We start from the raw sequence: 14,251 nt of genomic DNA, 5'->3' as shown, positions 1-14,251 counted from the left end.
CCCCGCTGGTTATTTTAGACCAGCGGACAGCATAATTGTGGATTGTTACGGACCATCCGGGATCATGCATCGTTAAGGAGCGTCGGCATTATCCGGCACCCCAAGAGAGGATATCTAATGGCCGTCAAATTTGCCGGAACGATGAACGCGGTCAATCGCGGGCTGGACGCGACCAAGCCAGCCAAGGGCGCCGATATGGTGGAAGATTGGGAAGCAGCTCTGGCCGACCTTGATGTAGTGGGCGCCAAGGGCATCCTTCGCGATCTCGGATCACTGCGGAAGCAGCTCGAAAAGGATGAGCCCGACGCCGACCGTGTACATGCTCTGCTTCACCGGCTTGGTGCTGCGACGACTAAGATCGCTGACAAGGCGGACAAGTCGCAGGACAAGCTAAAGGCATTGGGCGAGGCCCTGACCGAGGCGGGCGAGGATCAGCCCGACGAGGAAGAGGATACTGAGGCCGCTGCCGCACCGAAGCGCGCGCGCAAGAAGAGCTGATTGACGCAAGGGCGGACGTTCGTCCGCCCTTGTTTTATTGTGAGGCTAGGCTCCAACAGCGGCTGGTTCATCCTTGTGGAGATCGCGCCCATGCTTGCGATCCAGCAGCCGCAGGATAGGCGTCACCGTTAGGCCATGCAGGACCACAGAGAAGAGCACGACGAGACCGACCAGTCCCCATAGGCGGTCGGCGCCGGCGACATCGACGTGGTTGAGACCGTAAGCTAAATAGTAGATCGTTGCCGCTGGATAAGCCGAGGATCGCGCCATGCTTTGGATCGTGCGTACCTGATCGATCAGGCGGCAGCACGCTCCTCCTCTACCGCCAGATCTCGCAAAATCGAATGCAACTTATCGCCGCTGAAGCGAGACGGATCGAAGTTGCTCGCCGTTGCCACATCGGCAAAACGCGCCGCATTATCGTCTGACATACCGACGAACCCCATTGCCCAGTTCGGAAAACTTCGTGCCTTGATCGGCTCCATTGCGAGGAGAGAGACTTCGCTATGGCGGTCATCCTGTTGGATGCGTTCGAAAGCAAGTTCCACCACGTCAAGAGGGCCTTCGAGCACCTGAGCGAAACAACCGGCGTTAAACATCAGCGCGCCAGTGATGCCATCCCGTTCATTGTTCGCGCGGCTCGTCGCGAGGATATCGTTCACTTCTGCCGCGAACGTGTCAACGTCGCAGGTCGTCAGATTACGACTGTAATACACCAAACGATAGTCCTCAGTGGACATCACCATCTCCTTCGATTTTCCTGCCAAGGAAGGACTGCACGCTCGCCTGCGCCATCGGCCGTCCAGTGAGGTACCCTTGAACGTGGGTACAATTTTGATCGCGTATGCGCTTGAGCTGATCAGCGGTCTCGACGCCCTCGGCGGTAATCGCCATACCGAGGCTGGTGCCGAGGCTTGATACGGCTTTCAGTATGCTTCACTATCCGGATCGTCGCCGGCAACGAACGAGCGATCAATCTTGATCTTATTAAACGGAAATTTCTGTAAGTAGCTCAGCGACGAGTACCCAGTGCCAAAATCATCCATTGATATTTTGACGCCTAAGGCGCGCAGGGCGTGTAGCGTCGTCAGCACGTTGTCCGTATCGGCGAGAAGAGCACCTTCGGTGATTTCGACCTCGAGGCGTTCCGGATTGAGCCCCGATCTCTCAAGCGCCAAAGACACAGACGCAAGCAGCGTGTCCGCCTTAAACTGCAGCGGCGAGACATTCACCGCCACAACGAGGTCTCCTGGCCACGCCGCCGCCTCCATACATGCGGTCAGCAGTACCCACTCGCCTATCTTGACGATCAGTCCGTTTTCCTCGGCGACGGCAATGAAGTCGAGCGGAGGCACATTGCCGCGGACAGGATGCTGCCAACGTAACAGGGCCTCAAAGCCCATCACCGTATCAGTCGAGAGATCGAAAAAGGGCTGGTAGTGGAGTTCGAACTGTTTGAGCGCCAGTGCTCGGCGCAGGTCGATCTCCAGCTCGCGGCGCTCGTGCAGCAGCCTGTCCATACCGTGCTCGAAAAAGCGATAGCGTCCGCGGCCCGCACGCTTTGCTTCGTAAAGCGCCAGATCTGCATTGCGCAGAACATCGCGAGGCTGCATCGAACCTGACCCCAGCGCCACGCCGATGCTGATGCCAATGTTCACCGTGTGCCCGCCTAGCACATAGGTTCGCCCGATCAGGTCGACCAGGCGTTCGGCTAGAAACTCCGCATCGCGAGGCGAACGAATGCCGCGCTGGAGGATAACAAATTCGTCGCCCCCAAGCCTGGCAACGAGATCATCCTTGCGTGAAGCCTTACGCAGCCTGTCCGCCACTTTCTTGAGCAACTGATCGCCGATGCCGTGCCCCAGCGTGTCGTTGACCATCTTGAAGCGATCGAGATCGAGGCAGAGCAACGCGACTGGCTCGCCACCCTCGACGGTGCCGGGCAGTGCGCGTTCAAGTGTGGCCATGAAAGTGTTGCGCAAAGCAAGCCCCGTCAGATCATCTGCCTGAGCCTGCGTTTTTTCGATGGCAATGGCGACTGGCCAGAGGCTGATGCAAATGTTACCGCCGCCAATTGGATTTAACAGCGCTTCATATGCTTCGGATTGCCGCGTCATGAGCCTCATGCTCGACGGGCCGTCGGCGATCGACACCGAACGCAGATAATCGGCGAAAATGTCGGGTAGCGTCAGTCCGACGATCCAGCCACCAAAGCTGGCTGCGGCGGTCGCGTTGGCATAGGTTATTTCACTGTTGGCGTCGACGACCAAGACGGGATGCTGAAGTGATTCCAGTATCCGCGCGGAAGAAGCCGATGCAATCTCGGAGTTCTGCATTAGATTTTGAAACATGGATCGAAATGCTCCGGGAACTGCCCCCGGCAGTAGCGGCTACAAGCGAACGAGACGTTAAAGCCCAGCCCTTTCTGCTTGATGCAGCCGACGTAACTAGCATTCCACGTCCATTAACACGTGGCGGAAAAACAGCGATTCACGTGCCTCACAAACGGGGAATAGCTAGCGGGCAAGGGGAAAACGGCTGCCTTAGGCGTCAGCCACCTCAAGACTCCCGTTCGCAGTTTAAAAATTGCCTCACCCACGCCAGATGAGTTAGGAAAGGTTGTCGCACATCTCCTGACTTGTTGACGTCGCACATTTCCCCTCTTCTGCGACAGGGATGTACCCGAGCACCGCAGCTACAACAGGAGCGGCCGCTCACCTCAGTCAGACCACGTGCTGTTCAAGCCTTCCTGCGCAGAAAGTACGCCGAACTGCGGGCACCCAAATGAGCCGCTCTAGCAACATTTCGGGCCGCCATTGCTTCTGCATGTCAGTCGGCGGAGAGCGTCGATTTTCAAGGGGGACGCGACGTTGGAAGATACCATTCTATTGCTCGTCGTGGGGGTCGCTGTCGCCGGCGTGTTTGGTCAATGGCTCGGATGGAAGCTCCAACTCCCGTCAATCATCCCGCTGCTGGTGATCGGCGCGCTGTTGGGGCCAATTGGCGGCATCGTACGGCCATCGGCGGCACTCGGCGATGTCATGCGGCCGGCGATCGGCATGGCGGTGGCGATCATCGTTTTCGAAGGCGGCCTGAACCTCAATTTGCGGGAGCTTCGTTCGGCTGGATCGGGCATTATGCGACTGGTTGCAGTCGCGCTGCCGCTCAATTGGCTCCTGGGTACGCTGGCGGGACATTGGGTAGCCGGGCTGTCTTGGCCGGTGGCGATCCTCGTCGGCGCAATCCTCGTCGTGACAGGGCCAACCGTCATCATGCCGCTGCTGCGGCAGGCAAAGCTCGAGCCGCGCGCCGCGGCGTTCCTGCGCTGGGAAGCCATCGTCAACGATCCGATTGGTGCCACACTGACGCTGCTCGTCCTGAGCTATCTGACGTTGTCGACCACGATGAGCGGGAGCGCGGCGATCATTCATCTCGCCTGGCATACGCTGCTGGGCGCTGGCCTTGCGGCCGCTTTGGGTCTGGCGGTGCCGTTCGGCATCCGGACGTTGTTCGCGCGCGATCTCGCGCCCGAGTACCTCAAGACGCCGATCCTGCTAGCGAGCGCGCTCGGCATCTATGCGGCAGGGGAGGCGATCCAGCCCGAGACCGGACTAGTGGGAGCGACTCTGTTCGGCGTCGTGCTTGCCAATATCGATGTCACCGGCCTTCAGGAACTCCGCCGTTTCAAGGAGTCGCTGACGGTCTTCCTGGTGTCAGGGCTATTTATCCTCCTCACAGCCAACATCGACCGCGGCACGGTCGAGATGCTGAGCTGGCCGATCGCGATGACGACGCTGATGATCCTGTTCGTCGTTCGGCCGGTGGCGATTTGGCTCGCGACGATCGGCGCGAAGGCGAGCTGGCGGGAACGGCTACTGGTTGGATGGATCGGCCCGCGCGGCGTGGTGGCTGCAGCAATCGCAGGGGTTGCCGGCGAGCGTCTCGCCCACGCCGGCTATCCCGATGCACGTCTCGTCCTACCCCTCGTGTTCGCCGTCATCGCGTCCACGGTGCTGCTGCACGGACTGTCGCTGGCACCCCTCGCACGTCGCTTGAAGCTCGCGTCGGGTGGGCGGGGCGGCCTGCTAATCGTCGGTGCCTCGCGCTGGACGGTGAGGCTTGGCGAAGCGCTTCACGGCGCCGGCATTCCGGTAGTCGTGGTCGATCGATCGGCATTGGCGCTCAAGGCTGCCCGGCTCGCTGGATTGAAGACGCTACGGGTTGAGGTGCTCTCGGTAATCGGTGAGGAGGTGGTCGACCTGCGCGATGTCGAGCAGGTACTCGCAGCGACGCCGGACGACGCCTACAACGCCCTGGTCTGCACGCGTTTCGCCCCCGAGCTTGGCCGCGAGCGTGTCCACCAGCTTGCGACAAACGAGGTCGCTACGCGGTACGAAGCGTCGCGGGAATGGCGCGGCAAGATCGTAATTGGAGAGAAAATGACCTTCGAGCACCTGGCGGACCTTATGCAGGCTGGTGCATCGTTAGTGGTCGAGCCCTACATGGATGGCGACAAACCGCCTCTTCCGGCCACTGACGACGGATGGCCTGTCGCAGTTGTACGGCACAGTGGCGAGCTGGCGTTTCTTGGCGCAGAGCATACGGCTGTGCCGGCAAAGGGCGACCTGATCTTGCGGCTCTATAAAGCTTCCCTCGCACCGGTAACGGAGCCGAAACGGGCCCGTTGGCGTCGGCTGTTGAAACGTGACGCGATCGCTGCATGAACGCTACGCCTACACATCCACCTGTCAGGTAAAGGCACCCGCCGCTCGCGCTGCATAAAGGACGTACATGTTCGACGGACTTAGCTTACCCATCTTGCTAACGATCTTTGCCGCATGCGGCAGCGTCATCTGGATCGCTGGGTTGGGCGTGTTACTGAGTGCGTCTATGCTGCAGGGTTAATTTTCCGGCCTAAACGCCAGATATTCCGGATGGGCCTCGACTCCCTCGCCGTTCTCGTCCTGTACGCCTTGGGTGTGGGTGGACTGTTCGCCATCTCTAGCACAAATCCAAGTTAACCGTGCCTTCGTCGCTAATATCCTAAGTTTCGGACGTCTCGTATGTCTCGACTTTTGCGACACCGGCGCGCTTGCATCGTGTCGCTCTGAGACCGACCCCATTTCCGAGAAACGATAGTCATCGAGACCACGATCGACCTTCCCATAATCGTATAGACCTGGAGCAATGGTCTGGATAAATCAGGAACCTAATGCTGCGCATCAGTCGTTACGCTCCAGTATCAAATGTCGCGCTACGGTGGCGCCATAATAGGGGAACATAATGGCCGATCCACACAACAAGGACGGGGCTCCTCCGCGCTCGATTCATATCGAGAAGAAAAAAGTTAACTGGCTTGCCTGGATTGCGCTTGCCGCAGGTATTCTGGCGCTGCTGTTCGCACTAAGTCGTTGCGGGCACGACGAGACAGTCGCAGTTGCACCGGCCTCAGGTTCGTCGCCGACCGAAGTCGTGGCGACGACCCCAGGCGCGGCGTCGGCAACAGCGCTTGCGGGTACCTCAGGCCTTGGTGGTTACCTCAGTGGTACCGAAGCTGCGCCGCGGACATTCCAGTTCGAACAACTGACTTTCGATACGGCTAAGGCCACGTTGCGTGCCGGCGACGCACAGGAAGTGGCGAGCATTGCTACTGTCCTCAAGCAGTATGCAAACACGCGCGTCCGCATCGCAGGCTATGCCGACGCTCGGGGGCCGGCAGCGGCTAATGTTGCTCTTGGCAAGGCGCGCGCCGACGCGGTCAAGGCGGGCTTGGTCGCGCAGGGTATCGATGCCGCTCGCATTGAAACTGTGTCTGGCGGTGAGACCGATCCGGTCGACACCAACGCTACGACCGCCGGTCAGGCTGAGAATCGCCGCACCGAGCTGGTCGTAACCTCGCGCTAATTCACTGAAATATCTGGAGACAATCATGACCCGTACCATCACCGCCTTATTCGATGACCGTAACGACGCCGACGCAGCCCAGGAACGCCTGAAGCAGTCACGCGTGGATGCCGATCACATCCGCATCCATGACAAGACCAGCGACGGCTACAATGAAACCACGCGCTCGACGCACGAGGATCGCGGCATTTGGGCGTCGATCAAGAATGCGTTTCTGCCTGACCGTGACCGCCACACATACGAAGAGGGCGTGCGTCGTGGCGGCTTCCTTCTGACCGCAGACGTCGATGACGATGCCGTCGGTGAGGCCGTCAGCGTCCTGGAAGAAGCAAACACGGTCGATATCGATGAACGTGCCGAATCCTGGCGCTCGTCGGGTTGGGACTACGAGCCAGCCGAGGCAGCGGCGACCGCTGCCAGCTATGGTCTTGATGCTTCGCCGGATCGGGCATTTGCAACGTCTGGCGACGATGTACCACCTGCTAACACGTCATCGATCTACGGACGTCGAGATCTAGACCGTGGTTCGTCGCGGGTACGCTCGTACGGCAACGACCATAGCATTGGCAGCAAGGCGAAGGGCATGGCTGACGAGGCGCTTGGTAACGTCAAGCAGGCAACCGGCAGCGTGTTTGGAAACGAGAGCCTGAAACACGACGGTATCGAGCAGGAACGTCGTGGTGAGAGTGAGCAGGGCAAGGGCCCAGACCGCTCGTAGACTAAAATGACGATGAGCGATGGCAGTGCCATCGCTCATCGTCTCCTAGTTCTTTAGCGATTAAGAATGCGCGCCTTCCTGCGGCACAGTCTCATCCCCTACCGGAAAGACCCGTCATGATCGCCGCTTCCGGGTTCCCCGATCCCTACATTCTCATTCTTACCGGCTTTGGCCTGCTGACCGCGCTTGTCGCCTGGCTGCCTCTGGCGCTTCGTAAGCTACCGCTATCGTTGCCAATCGTCTGTATCGCGCTTGGCGTTGCGCTGTTCTCGCTGCCGCAAGTCACGCTCAGGCCGTTGCCGCTTCTTTACCCCGAGATCACGGAACGCTTCACCGAGTTCGTCGTGATCATCGCGCTGATGGGGGCTGGTCTGAAGATCGACCGGGTGTTCAGGTGGCGGGACTGGGCGGTTACCTGGCGGCTGTTGGCGATCACGATGCCGCTGGGCATTCTCGCTATCACGGCGGTAACGGCATGGGGAATGGGACTGCCATGGGCCATCGCTCTGCTGCTTGCTGCCAGCCTGGCCCCCACGGATCCTGTCCTGGCAGCCGACATTCAGGTCGGGCCGCCCAAGAGCGAGGACGAAGACGAGGTACGCTTCGGGTTGACGTCCGAAGCTGGCCTCAACGATGGCTTCGCATTTCCGTTCGTCCATCTTGCTATCATGCTGGCAGCCGCAACCGCAGCCGGGAGCAGCAAACCATGGCTGGGTGAGTGGCTGACTTACCGGGTGTTATGGGAAATCGGCGCCGGCGTCGGCGCTGGCTGGCTGATCGGTCGCGCCTTTGGCTGGCTGACCTTCCACGTCCCCGCGCAAACCAAGCTTGCGCAGACCGGTGACGGCTTGATCGCGCTGGCTGCGACCTGCATCTCCTACGGCTTTACCGAGATCATCCACTGCTACGGCTTCCTCGCCGTGTTCGTGACTGCTTTGACGTTTCGAGGGACGCACCGAACGCACGACTTTCATCACGACATGCACGATGTCACCGAGCAGATCGAACGGCTCGCAATGATGGTGTTGCTGCTGCTGTTTGGCGGCGCGTTGGTCAGCGGGCTCCTGAATCCGGTATCGTTGACGGACGCGCTGATCGCGCTCGTGATCCTGCTGGTCATCCGACCGATTACTGGACTGATCGGCTTGACCGGCCACCGGGCTGACCGCTCGGAAAAACTGACGCTGGCTTTCTTTGGCATCCGCGGCGTCGGATCGATCTATTACCTGGCCTATGGTCTGAACCACATCCACGTCGATGCGGCCGAACGTCTGTGGGGCCTCCTCGGACTGGTCGTACTGTTTTCGATCGTTCTGCACGGCCTCACCGTGACGCCAATCATGCGTTTGCTTGATCAGCAACACGGGCGAGATCCGGACAAGGATGCGCCGCCCGCCGTGGGAGTTTGAGGCAAATCTGTATCGAAGATCATATCAAAACTGGCCTGTAGCATGAGAACGGCGATCGCATGCCAGATGCAAGAGATGCGTAAAGGGACAAGGCATGACCGAGACGAACAAGAGGGACTCCAGGGGGCACGACGCTGGCAGTCCCTGGGCTATTCCTGCAAAAGGCTGGAAAGACATTGCTCTGCGAGCATGGAAGGAAGCAGGCCAGGATAACATCAGCCTTGTAGCCTCAGGCGTGGCTTTCTGCGGCGTGCTCGCCATGGTGCCTATGCTGGGCGCCGTAGTGCTGAGCTATGGTCTGGTCGCCACACCCGCTACGGTGGTGAAGAACGTCCAGTCACTGACGTCAGTCATGCCGACGGATGCGGCCAAGCTGATCGGCGAACAGCTGGCCAACGTTGTGACTACATCGGACGGCAAGAAGGGGTTCGGCCTTCTGCTTGCGCTTGGCATCGCGTTGTACGGCGCAATGAAAGGCGCAACCGCGCTCATCACCTCGCTGAACATCGCCTATGACGAAGAGGAAACGCGCAGCTTCGTCCGGCTGAACCTCATCGCGTTAGCCATCACCGCCGGGGCGGTGCTTATCGCCATCGTCGCTATCATCGCGATAGCCGCAATGGGCAGCCTGGACACAATGTTCCCCTCCGCCCCTGCTATTGTTCTCATAGCGGGAAAGATTGTTTCCTACGTGGTCATGGCCGGTATGGGAGCCGCAGCAGCGGCGACGCTCTACCGCTACGCGCCCAATCGCGATGAGGCGAAGTGGACGTGGTTGACGCCTGGTTCGGTGCTAACAACCGTGTTGTGGCTGGTCGTTACCCTTGGCTTTGGGTTCTACGTGGCAAACTTCGGCAGCTACGACGCGACCTACGGCTCGTTGGGAGCCGCGATCGTATTGCTGACCTGGCTCTACTTGTCCGCCTACATTCTATTGCTCGGCGCCGAGTTCAATTGCGAGCTGGAGCGGCAGACGACGCAAGACACGACCAGGGGGCCTACTAAATCGCTCGGCGATCGCGGAGCGTACGCAGCCGACACGGTAGCTTCCGGACCAGAGATAGCGCCGCAGCCAGGACCAGGACCGCAGCCCTCAAATGGTGACAAGGAGGTATCCCGAGCCGCACCGTCTACGCCGTCACCTTGGCGTGAGTACGCTGCCGGCCGCATGGTCGTGCGTGCAGCACGCGTAACCGGCCTGGGTAAAGCCGGCATGGTACCTTCCATCCTCGTCACCGGCGGGCTTGTTCTCCTTCGACGCCGTGACAAGGCGCTTATGGGGGCAGGGCTGCTTGCTATCGGGGGAGGGCTTAGTTGGCTCTCCGGCCGATCCAGTGGCTCTCGTATGCCCGAACTCCCTGACTAACATGGCGCAGACAGCGCATGCCTACCGATCCAAGGTCCTAGCTCGATCGAAGGGGACCGGACCTATAGGTCGCAGCATCTGTTGGTACCCGTTACAACAAGGAAGCCGAGATGAATCTCAATGACCTGCTGCCTGATGGTGGCATCGATGCACTCGCCGCCCAACTAGGCATACCGCGTGAGCAAGCCCAGCGCGGCGCAGAGGCGTTGCTGCCGTCGGTTCTGAGCGGCATGGGGAATAACACGACGCAGTTAGACGCCCATGTGAACACGCTTGGCGGCGCAGACCTTGCTTCGAACGTGTTGGGCAACGAGCCGACGCAGATCGATCGCGGTAATCGGATCCTCGGCGGTATCTTCGGGTCGAAGGACGGCAGTCGTGAGGTCGCCGACAACGCGGCGCAGAGCAGCGGCCTGGCGCCTGAGCTTCTCAAGCAGATGCTGCCGATCCTGGTCATGCTGGTAGCTGGCCATCTGACAGGGCGCTCGGGCGGGCAGCAAGGCGGCCTTGGCGGAATCCTTGGATCTGTACTCGGCAGCCTGGGTGGCGCTGGAGTCGCAGGCGCTGCGCCCGGGGGCGGTCTTGGCGGCGGACTGGGGGGCATTCTTGGTTCGGTCTTTGGCGAACGGCGATAGAAAGGTCCGGTCTTAGTACTGCCCTGCTGATCAAAACGGAGGACTTGAGGTCCACGAACATCTCGTCGCCACAGGGCTACGGCACGGCGATACCATCGATGGCATGACTGGGGAGCGCATGTGATGCGAAGACGAGGAAACAAGCGAGCCGGTCCTGCGGCAATTGTCATTTTCGTTATGATCGTGGCACTCGTCGTCACGATCTGCGGGCTCGCCGTGCGTGGCTTTCAGAAAGAGCCGAATGGACCACCGCGTGGTAGTCAGACACTGCCAGCACAGGCAGCGCAGGGAACCGTCGCTGGGACGCCTCCGAACGCTAGTCCAGCTCGCTAGATTGAAAGACGGTTAAACCAGCAGTCTAAGGCAGGAGGGGGCCGCGTAGGGTGCGGTCCCCTCCGGATCGGGCGCGTTAGTTGCGCAGGCTGTCGGGAACGATACCGCCGTTATCGGCAAGCTTCTGCATCACTGCCTTATGAAGGGCGATGTTCTGCTCGGCCGAGCCGTCGGCTGCTGCATGGACATTCAGCTCGGCAGCAAGTTCCTTGCGAGCGGTCAGACTGGAATCCAGGTCCAGCAGCTTCAAAAGATCGACGATCGAGCTCTGGTAGTTGCCGCCGCCATCTTTCATCGATGCCATCTCGCTGAGGACCGCACCGACATCGACGGACTGCTGGGACGCTGCGGGGGCGGGCTGGGCGGTAGCGGTTGGCGCTGCCTGCGGTGCGGCCTGGGGCGTAGCGGCAGGGGCCTGAGCTGGCGCAGCGGCTGGCGCAGCGTTGTGGTGGAAAACCTTGTTCATGATTGTGCTGAAGATGCTCATAACCGTGTCCCGATAAGGCCGGCAGCTGTGCCGGCAGACGGCTAGAACGAACTCGCTTCAGGATCGGTCCGGAGCTCGTTACTCGTGCGGAACGGTCCTCAGGGGGCACGCGTTGGGCAGATAGCGGTAATATGCGAGCAGATGGAGAGCATAATGAACATCAAGACCCTGGCACTGGTGTCGGTAGCGGCCCTGTCATTGGCCGCATGCGGCAAGAAGGCCGACGATACGACCGCCGTCGATAACAGCACCTATGCCAACACGACCGCCATGGACGTGAACGCAGCTGGTTCCAATGATGCGATGGCAGCACCCGCCTCAGGTGGACAGGCTTTCGTCAACATGGCGGCTGCGAGCGATGCGTTCGAGATCGAGACCTCGAAGCTTGCCGTGACCAACGGCGCATCTGCTGCGGTAAAGAAGTTCGCTGGCCAGATGATCACCGCACATGAGGGTTCGACTGCGAAGCTGAAGGCCCTGACCGCGACGCTGTCGCCAGCTTTGGCGCCCAACCCAGCGCTGAGTGCCGAGCAGCAGCAGAAGCTTGCTGATCTGAAGACCAAGCAGGGCGCTGATTTCGACACCGCTTACGCGGCTGCCCAGGTCGCCGGGCATCAGCAGACGCTCGATACGCTCAAGGGTTATGCTGCAACCGGCGACGTGCCGCAGTTGAAGACGTTTGCGTCGGGATTGGCACCGACGGTTGCGGCGCATCTCAACATGGCGAAAGCGCTCAAGTCCTGAGGTAGCGTCCCAGACGATGAAGTATGAAGCCGAGAGGGACGCCAAGTGTACCTCTCGGCTTTGCCCGTCCCGACGTCAGGACGGATACAACGAAAAATGCTTCGTGCCGGGTCTCGACGTGACCGATACGCGAGCCCCGGTAGGAAGGTTTCCGCATGAGCAGCCCCGACAACATCGCCGGCTACAAGGATGTCGTGACCGGTAGCCGCGAAGCGCCCGCGGACAATCCAGGTGCGGCTCAAATCCGCTCGGCCTCGGCGCCTGAACTCAAGACGCTGGCCGGCGTGGCGGTTGGCACGCTCGTCATCGCCGCCCTGTATTTCGGTCAGGAAGTGCTCATTCCGATCACCCTGGCGGTGATGCTCTCCTTCGTTCTCTCACCGGTCGTCAACCTGCTGCAGCGTCTGCGTCTCTGGCGTGCGCCCGCCGTGATCCTGACCGTCATAGCGGCCCTGGGCCTCTTGGGCCTGTTCGGCGCACTTATCGGCAGTCAGGCCGCGTCGCTGACGGTGAACGCGCCGCAATATGCCCGCACCATCGAAGCCAAGGTCCAAGGGGTTCAGGGGTTTGCGGTCGCACGCCTTGCCTCAATCACAAAGGAACTGGGGGGCAAGCGACCAACTACCACACCTCGTGCGGCCACACCGACGCTGGCAACACCGTCGGCTCCGACGACGGCTGATCAACGCCGCCCTATCCCGGTGGAGGTCGTCCAAGGCAGCACGTCGCCGTTCGCGATAGCACGAACGGTTCTCGAACCCATCCTGGGCCCGCTGGAAACAACGGTCATTGTCCTCATCGTGGCGATATTCGTCTTGATGCAGAAGGAGGATCTGCGCGATCGGTTTATCCGCCTGTTCGGATCAAGCGACCTGCACCGCACAACGCGCGCCATCGATGACGCCGGACAGCGCCTCAGCAAATATTTCCTTTCCCAGCTGGCTGTGAACACGTGCTTCGGCGTCGTTATAGGCCTTGGTCTATGGCTGATCGGCATACCATCGCCGGCCATGTGGGGCGTGATGGCGGGTCTGCTGCGCTTCGTGCCCTATATCGGGCCGTTCCTGGCCGCAGTAGCTCCTGCGGCGCTCGGTGCGGCCGTGGATCCAGGCTGGGGCATGGCGCTGGAAGTCGTAGCGCTCTTCGTGATCATCGAGCCGCTTACCGGTTATGTGGTCGAACCACTGCTCTATGGCCACTCGACAGGTCTTTCGCCTGTATCGGTAATTGTATCGGCGATCTTCTGGACGTGGCTTTGGGGTCCGATCGGGCTCATCATGTCCACCCCGCTGACGCTATGTCTGGTGGTCATGGGGCGCCACGTGAAGAGCCTGGAGTTCTTCGACGTCTTGCTAGGCGACAGACCGGCGCTGACGCCTATCGAAAGCTTCTACCAGCGCATTCTGGCTCGGAACCCGGACGAGGCTTTGGCACAGGCTGAGATGCTTCTCACTGACCGGTCTCTCACCGAATACTATGACGGGGTCGTGCTTGAAGGGCTGAAGCTGGCAGTCGAAGACGAAGCGCGCGGGACAATCGACCGCGCTGGTGCGGCGCAGATGACCAAATCGATGATGTCCGTGATCGAGGACCTACAGCCAACGTCAGGGGCAGCACCGTCTGACACCGTTGCACAGGCTCAAACGGTCGCCTGCGTTGCGGGGCACGGTGCGTTCGATGACGCGGTAACGGCTATGCTCACGCAGTTGCTGGGCCAGCATGGGGTGCACGCGAAGCGTATCCCCAATACCGCAGTGTCCCGAGATGCGGTGCAGACGTTGAATCTGACCAGGATCGACGTGATTGCCATTTCTTATCTGGAGGTGACTGGTTCGCCAGCCCAGCTGCGTTACCTAGTCCGACGCTTGCGTGCCCGAGCGCCGAACGCTCGCATTGTTGTCGGGCTATGGCCGCAGGGAGAAGCTACCCTCAGCGATACTGGGATCCAACAGGCCTTGGGTGCGGACCGCTATGTAAGCTCGTTAGCCGAGGCGGTCACAGTGATCGTAGAAGCGAGTTCATATTCGAAGGCAGCGTAATCGACTTTAGGCGTTTGCGATGCAAGATTGCCTCCGGCTACCTATATATCCTGTACGGCTTTGCCGCGCACGCTGATCGATCCCAAACTCATATCTAGAGCCTGCTGTACGGGATCAT

Annotated in this window: 13 protein-coding genes; 9 read left to right on the top strand and 4 right to left on the bottom strand. The window is 60.4% G+C overall.

What is annotated here, in order from left to right; translation table 11 throughout:
* Positions 1-117 precede the first annotated feature (117 nt).
* Positions 118-498, top strand: a complete 381-nt coding sequence (locus tag J4O76_RS20735; protein ID WP_426283959.1) for a hypothetical protein — start codon at positions 118-120, stop codon at positions 496-498.
* Positions 499-794: 296 nt separating this feature from the next.
* Here J4O76_RS20735 and J4O76_RS20730 read toward each other — a convergent pair whose 3' ends face one another.
* The 3 genes from J4O76_RS20730 to J4O76_RS20720 are packed head-to-tail and all read right to left on the bottom strand — an operon-like array spanning position 795 to position 2,834.
* Positions 795-1,238: a BLUF domain-containing protein gene (locus J4O76_RS20730; protein WP_426283958.1), complete on the bottom strand. Its 444-nt coding sequence runs from the start codon at positions 1,236-1,238 to the stop codon at positions 795-797.
* Complete coding sequence (locus tag J4O76_RS20725; protein WP_426283957.1) at positions 1,228-1,392, bottom strand: hypothetical protein; 165 nt, start codon at positions 1,390-1,392, stop codon at positions 1,228-1,230. The genes J4O76_RS20730 and J4O76_RS20725 overlap by 11 nt, the downstream gene beginning before the upstream one ends.
* A 32-nt stretch (positions 1,393-1,424) precedes the next feature.
* Positions 1,425-2,834 carry an EAL domain-containing protein gene (locus J4O76_RS20720; protein ID WP_426283956.1) on the bottom strand — a complete coding sequence of 470 codons (1,410 nt, stop codon included), beginning with the start codon at positions 2,832-2,834 and terminating at the stop codon, positions 1,425-1,427.
* A gap of 534 nt (positions 2,835-3,368) precedes the next feature.
* On the opposite strand from J4O76_RS20720, the gene J4O76_RS20715 reads away from it, so the two are divergent.
* The 6 genes from J4O76_RS20715 (at position 3,369) to J4O76_RS20690 (ending at position 10,530) form a co-directional block, all read left to right on the top strand.
* Positions 3,369-5,222 carry a cation:proton antiporter gene (locus J4O76_RS20715; protein ID WP_426283955.1) on the top strand — a complete coding sequence of 618 codons (1,854 nt, stop codon included), beginning with the start codon at positions 3,369-3,371 and terminating at the stop codon, positions 5,220-5,222.
* 559 nt (positions 5,223-5,781) lie between these two features.
* Positions 5,782-6,402 (top strand): OmpA family protein, encoded by a 621-nt coding sequence (locus J4O76_RS20710; RefSeq protein ID WP_426283953.1) that lies wholly within the window; start codon positions 5,782-5,784, stop codon positions 6,400-6,402.
* Positions 6,403-6,427: 25 nt separating this feature from the next.
* Positions 6,428-7,120, top strand: coding sequence for a hypothetical protein (locus tag J4O76_RS20705; RefSeq protein ID WP_426283951.1), 693 nt, complete (start codon positions 6,428-6,430; stop codon positions 7,118-7,120).
* A gap of 116 nt (positions 7,121-7,236) precedes the next feature.
* Complete coding sequence (locus J4O76_RS20700; RefSeq protein WP_426283950.1) at positions 7,237-8,529, top strand: cation:proton antiporter; 1,293 nt, start codon at positions 7,237-7,239, stop codon at positions 8,527-8,529.
* 94 nt (positions 8,530-8,623) lie between these two features.
* The gene (locus J4O76_RS20695) at positions 8,624-9,895 is read left to right on the top strand and encodes a YihY/virulence factor BrkB family protein (protein ID WP_426283948.1); all 1,272 of its coding nucleotides are present in this window, start codon (positions 8,624-8,626) and stop codon (positions 9,893-9,895) included.
* Between the two features lie 110 nt (positions 9,896-10,005).
* Positions 10,006-10,530 carry a DUF937 domain-containing protein gene (locus tag J4O76_RS20690; protein WP_426283946.1) on the top strand — a complete coding sequence of 175 codons (525 nt, stop codon included), beginning with the start codon at positions 10,006-10,008 and terminating at the stop codon, positions 10,528-10,530.
* Between the two features lie 409 nt (positions 10,531-10,939).
* Here J4O76_RS20690 and J4O76_RS20685 read toward each other — a convergent pair whose 3' ends face one another.
* Positions 10,940-11,350, bottom strand: a complete 411-nt coding sequence (locus J4O76_RS20685; RefSeq protein WP_426283944.1) for a DUF3597 family protein — start codon at positions 11,348-11,350, stop codon at positions 10,940-10,942.
* Positions 11,351-11,503: 153 nt separating this feature from the next.
* Here J4O76_RS20685 and J4O76_RS20680 point away from each other — a divergent pair, with 153 nt between their 5' ends.
* Both J4O76_RS20680 and J4O76_RS20675 read left to right on the top strand, forming a co-directional pair.
* Positions 11,504-12,094, top strand: a complete 591-nt coding sequence (locus J4O76_RS20680) for a DUF4142 domain-containing protein (RefSeq protein WP_426283942.1) — start codon at positions 11,504-11,506, stop codon at positions 12,092-12,094.
* Positions 12,095-12,249: 155 nt separating this feature from the next.
* Entirely contained in the window at positions 12,250-14,133 is a 1,884-nt protein-coding gene (locus J4O76_RS20675) for an AI-2E family transporter (protein ID WP_426283941.1), read from the top strand.
* Positions 14,134-14,251: the final 118 nt, after the last annotated feature.

The sequence above is a fragment of the Sphingomonas sp. NFX23 genome, assembly GCF_049887795.1.
In the GTDB taxonomy this organism is placed as follows: domain Bacteria; phylum Pseudomonadota; class Alphaproteobacteria; order Sphingomonadales; family Sphingomonadaceae; genus Sphingomonas.
Note: the sequence above shows the minus strand (reverse complement) of the source record. Positions and strands in the feature narration are given on the sequence as shown.

Excerpts from the sequence above, each read along its gene's own strand:
- J4O76_RS20705 (WP_426283951.1), top strand. The coding sequence starts at position 6,428 with ATGACCCGTACCATCACCGCCTTATTCGATGACCGTAACGACGCCGAC.
- J4O76_RS20675 (WP_426283941.1), top strand. The coding sequence starts at position 12,250 with ATGAGCAGCCCCGACAACATCGCCGGCTACAAGGATGTCGTGACCGGT.
- J4O76_RS20725 (WP_426283957.1), bottom strand. The coding sequence starts at position 1,392 with ATGGCGATTACCGCCGAGGGCGTCGAGACCGCTGATCAGCTCAAGCGC.
- J4O76_RS20710 (WP_426283953.1), top strand. The coding sequence starts at position 5,782 with ATGGCCGATCCACACAACAAGGACGGGGCTCCTCCGCGCTCGATTCAT.
- J4O76_RS20735 (WP_426283959.1), top strand. The coding sequence starts at position 118 with ATGGCCGTCAAATTTGCCGGAACGATGAACGCGGTCAATCGCGGGCTG.
- J4O76_RS20685 (WP_426283944.1), bottom strand. The coding sequence starts at position 11,350 with ATGAGCATCTTCAGCACAATCATGAACAAGGTTTTCCACCACAACGCT.
- J4O76_RS20700 (WP_426283950.1), top strand. The coding sequence starts at position 7,237 with ATGATCGCCGCTTCCGGGTTCCCCGATCCCTACATTCTCATTCTTACC.
- J4O76_RS20730 (WP_426283958.1), bottom strand. The coding sequence starts at position 1,238 with ATGTCCACTGAGGACTATCGTTTGGTGTATTACAGTCGTAATCTGACG.
- J4O76_RS20695 (WP_426283948.1), top strand. The coding sequence starts at position 8,624 with ATGACCGAGACGAACAAGAGGGACTCCAGGGGGCACGACGCTGGCAGT.
- J4O76_RS20720 (WP_426283956.1), bottom strand. The coding sequence starts at position 2,834 with ATGCAGAACTCCGAGATTGCATCGGCTTCTTCCGCGCGGATACTGGAA.
- J4O76_RS20690 (WP_426283946.1), top strand. The coding sequence starts at position 10,006 with ATGAATCTCAATGACCTGCTGCCTGATGGTGGCATCGATGCACTCGCC.
- J4O76_RS20680 (WP_426283942.1), top strand. The coding sequence starts at position 11,504 with ATGAACATCAAGACCCTGGCACTGGTGTCGGTAGCGGCCCTGTCATTG.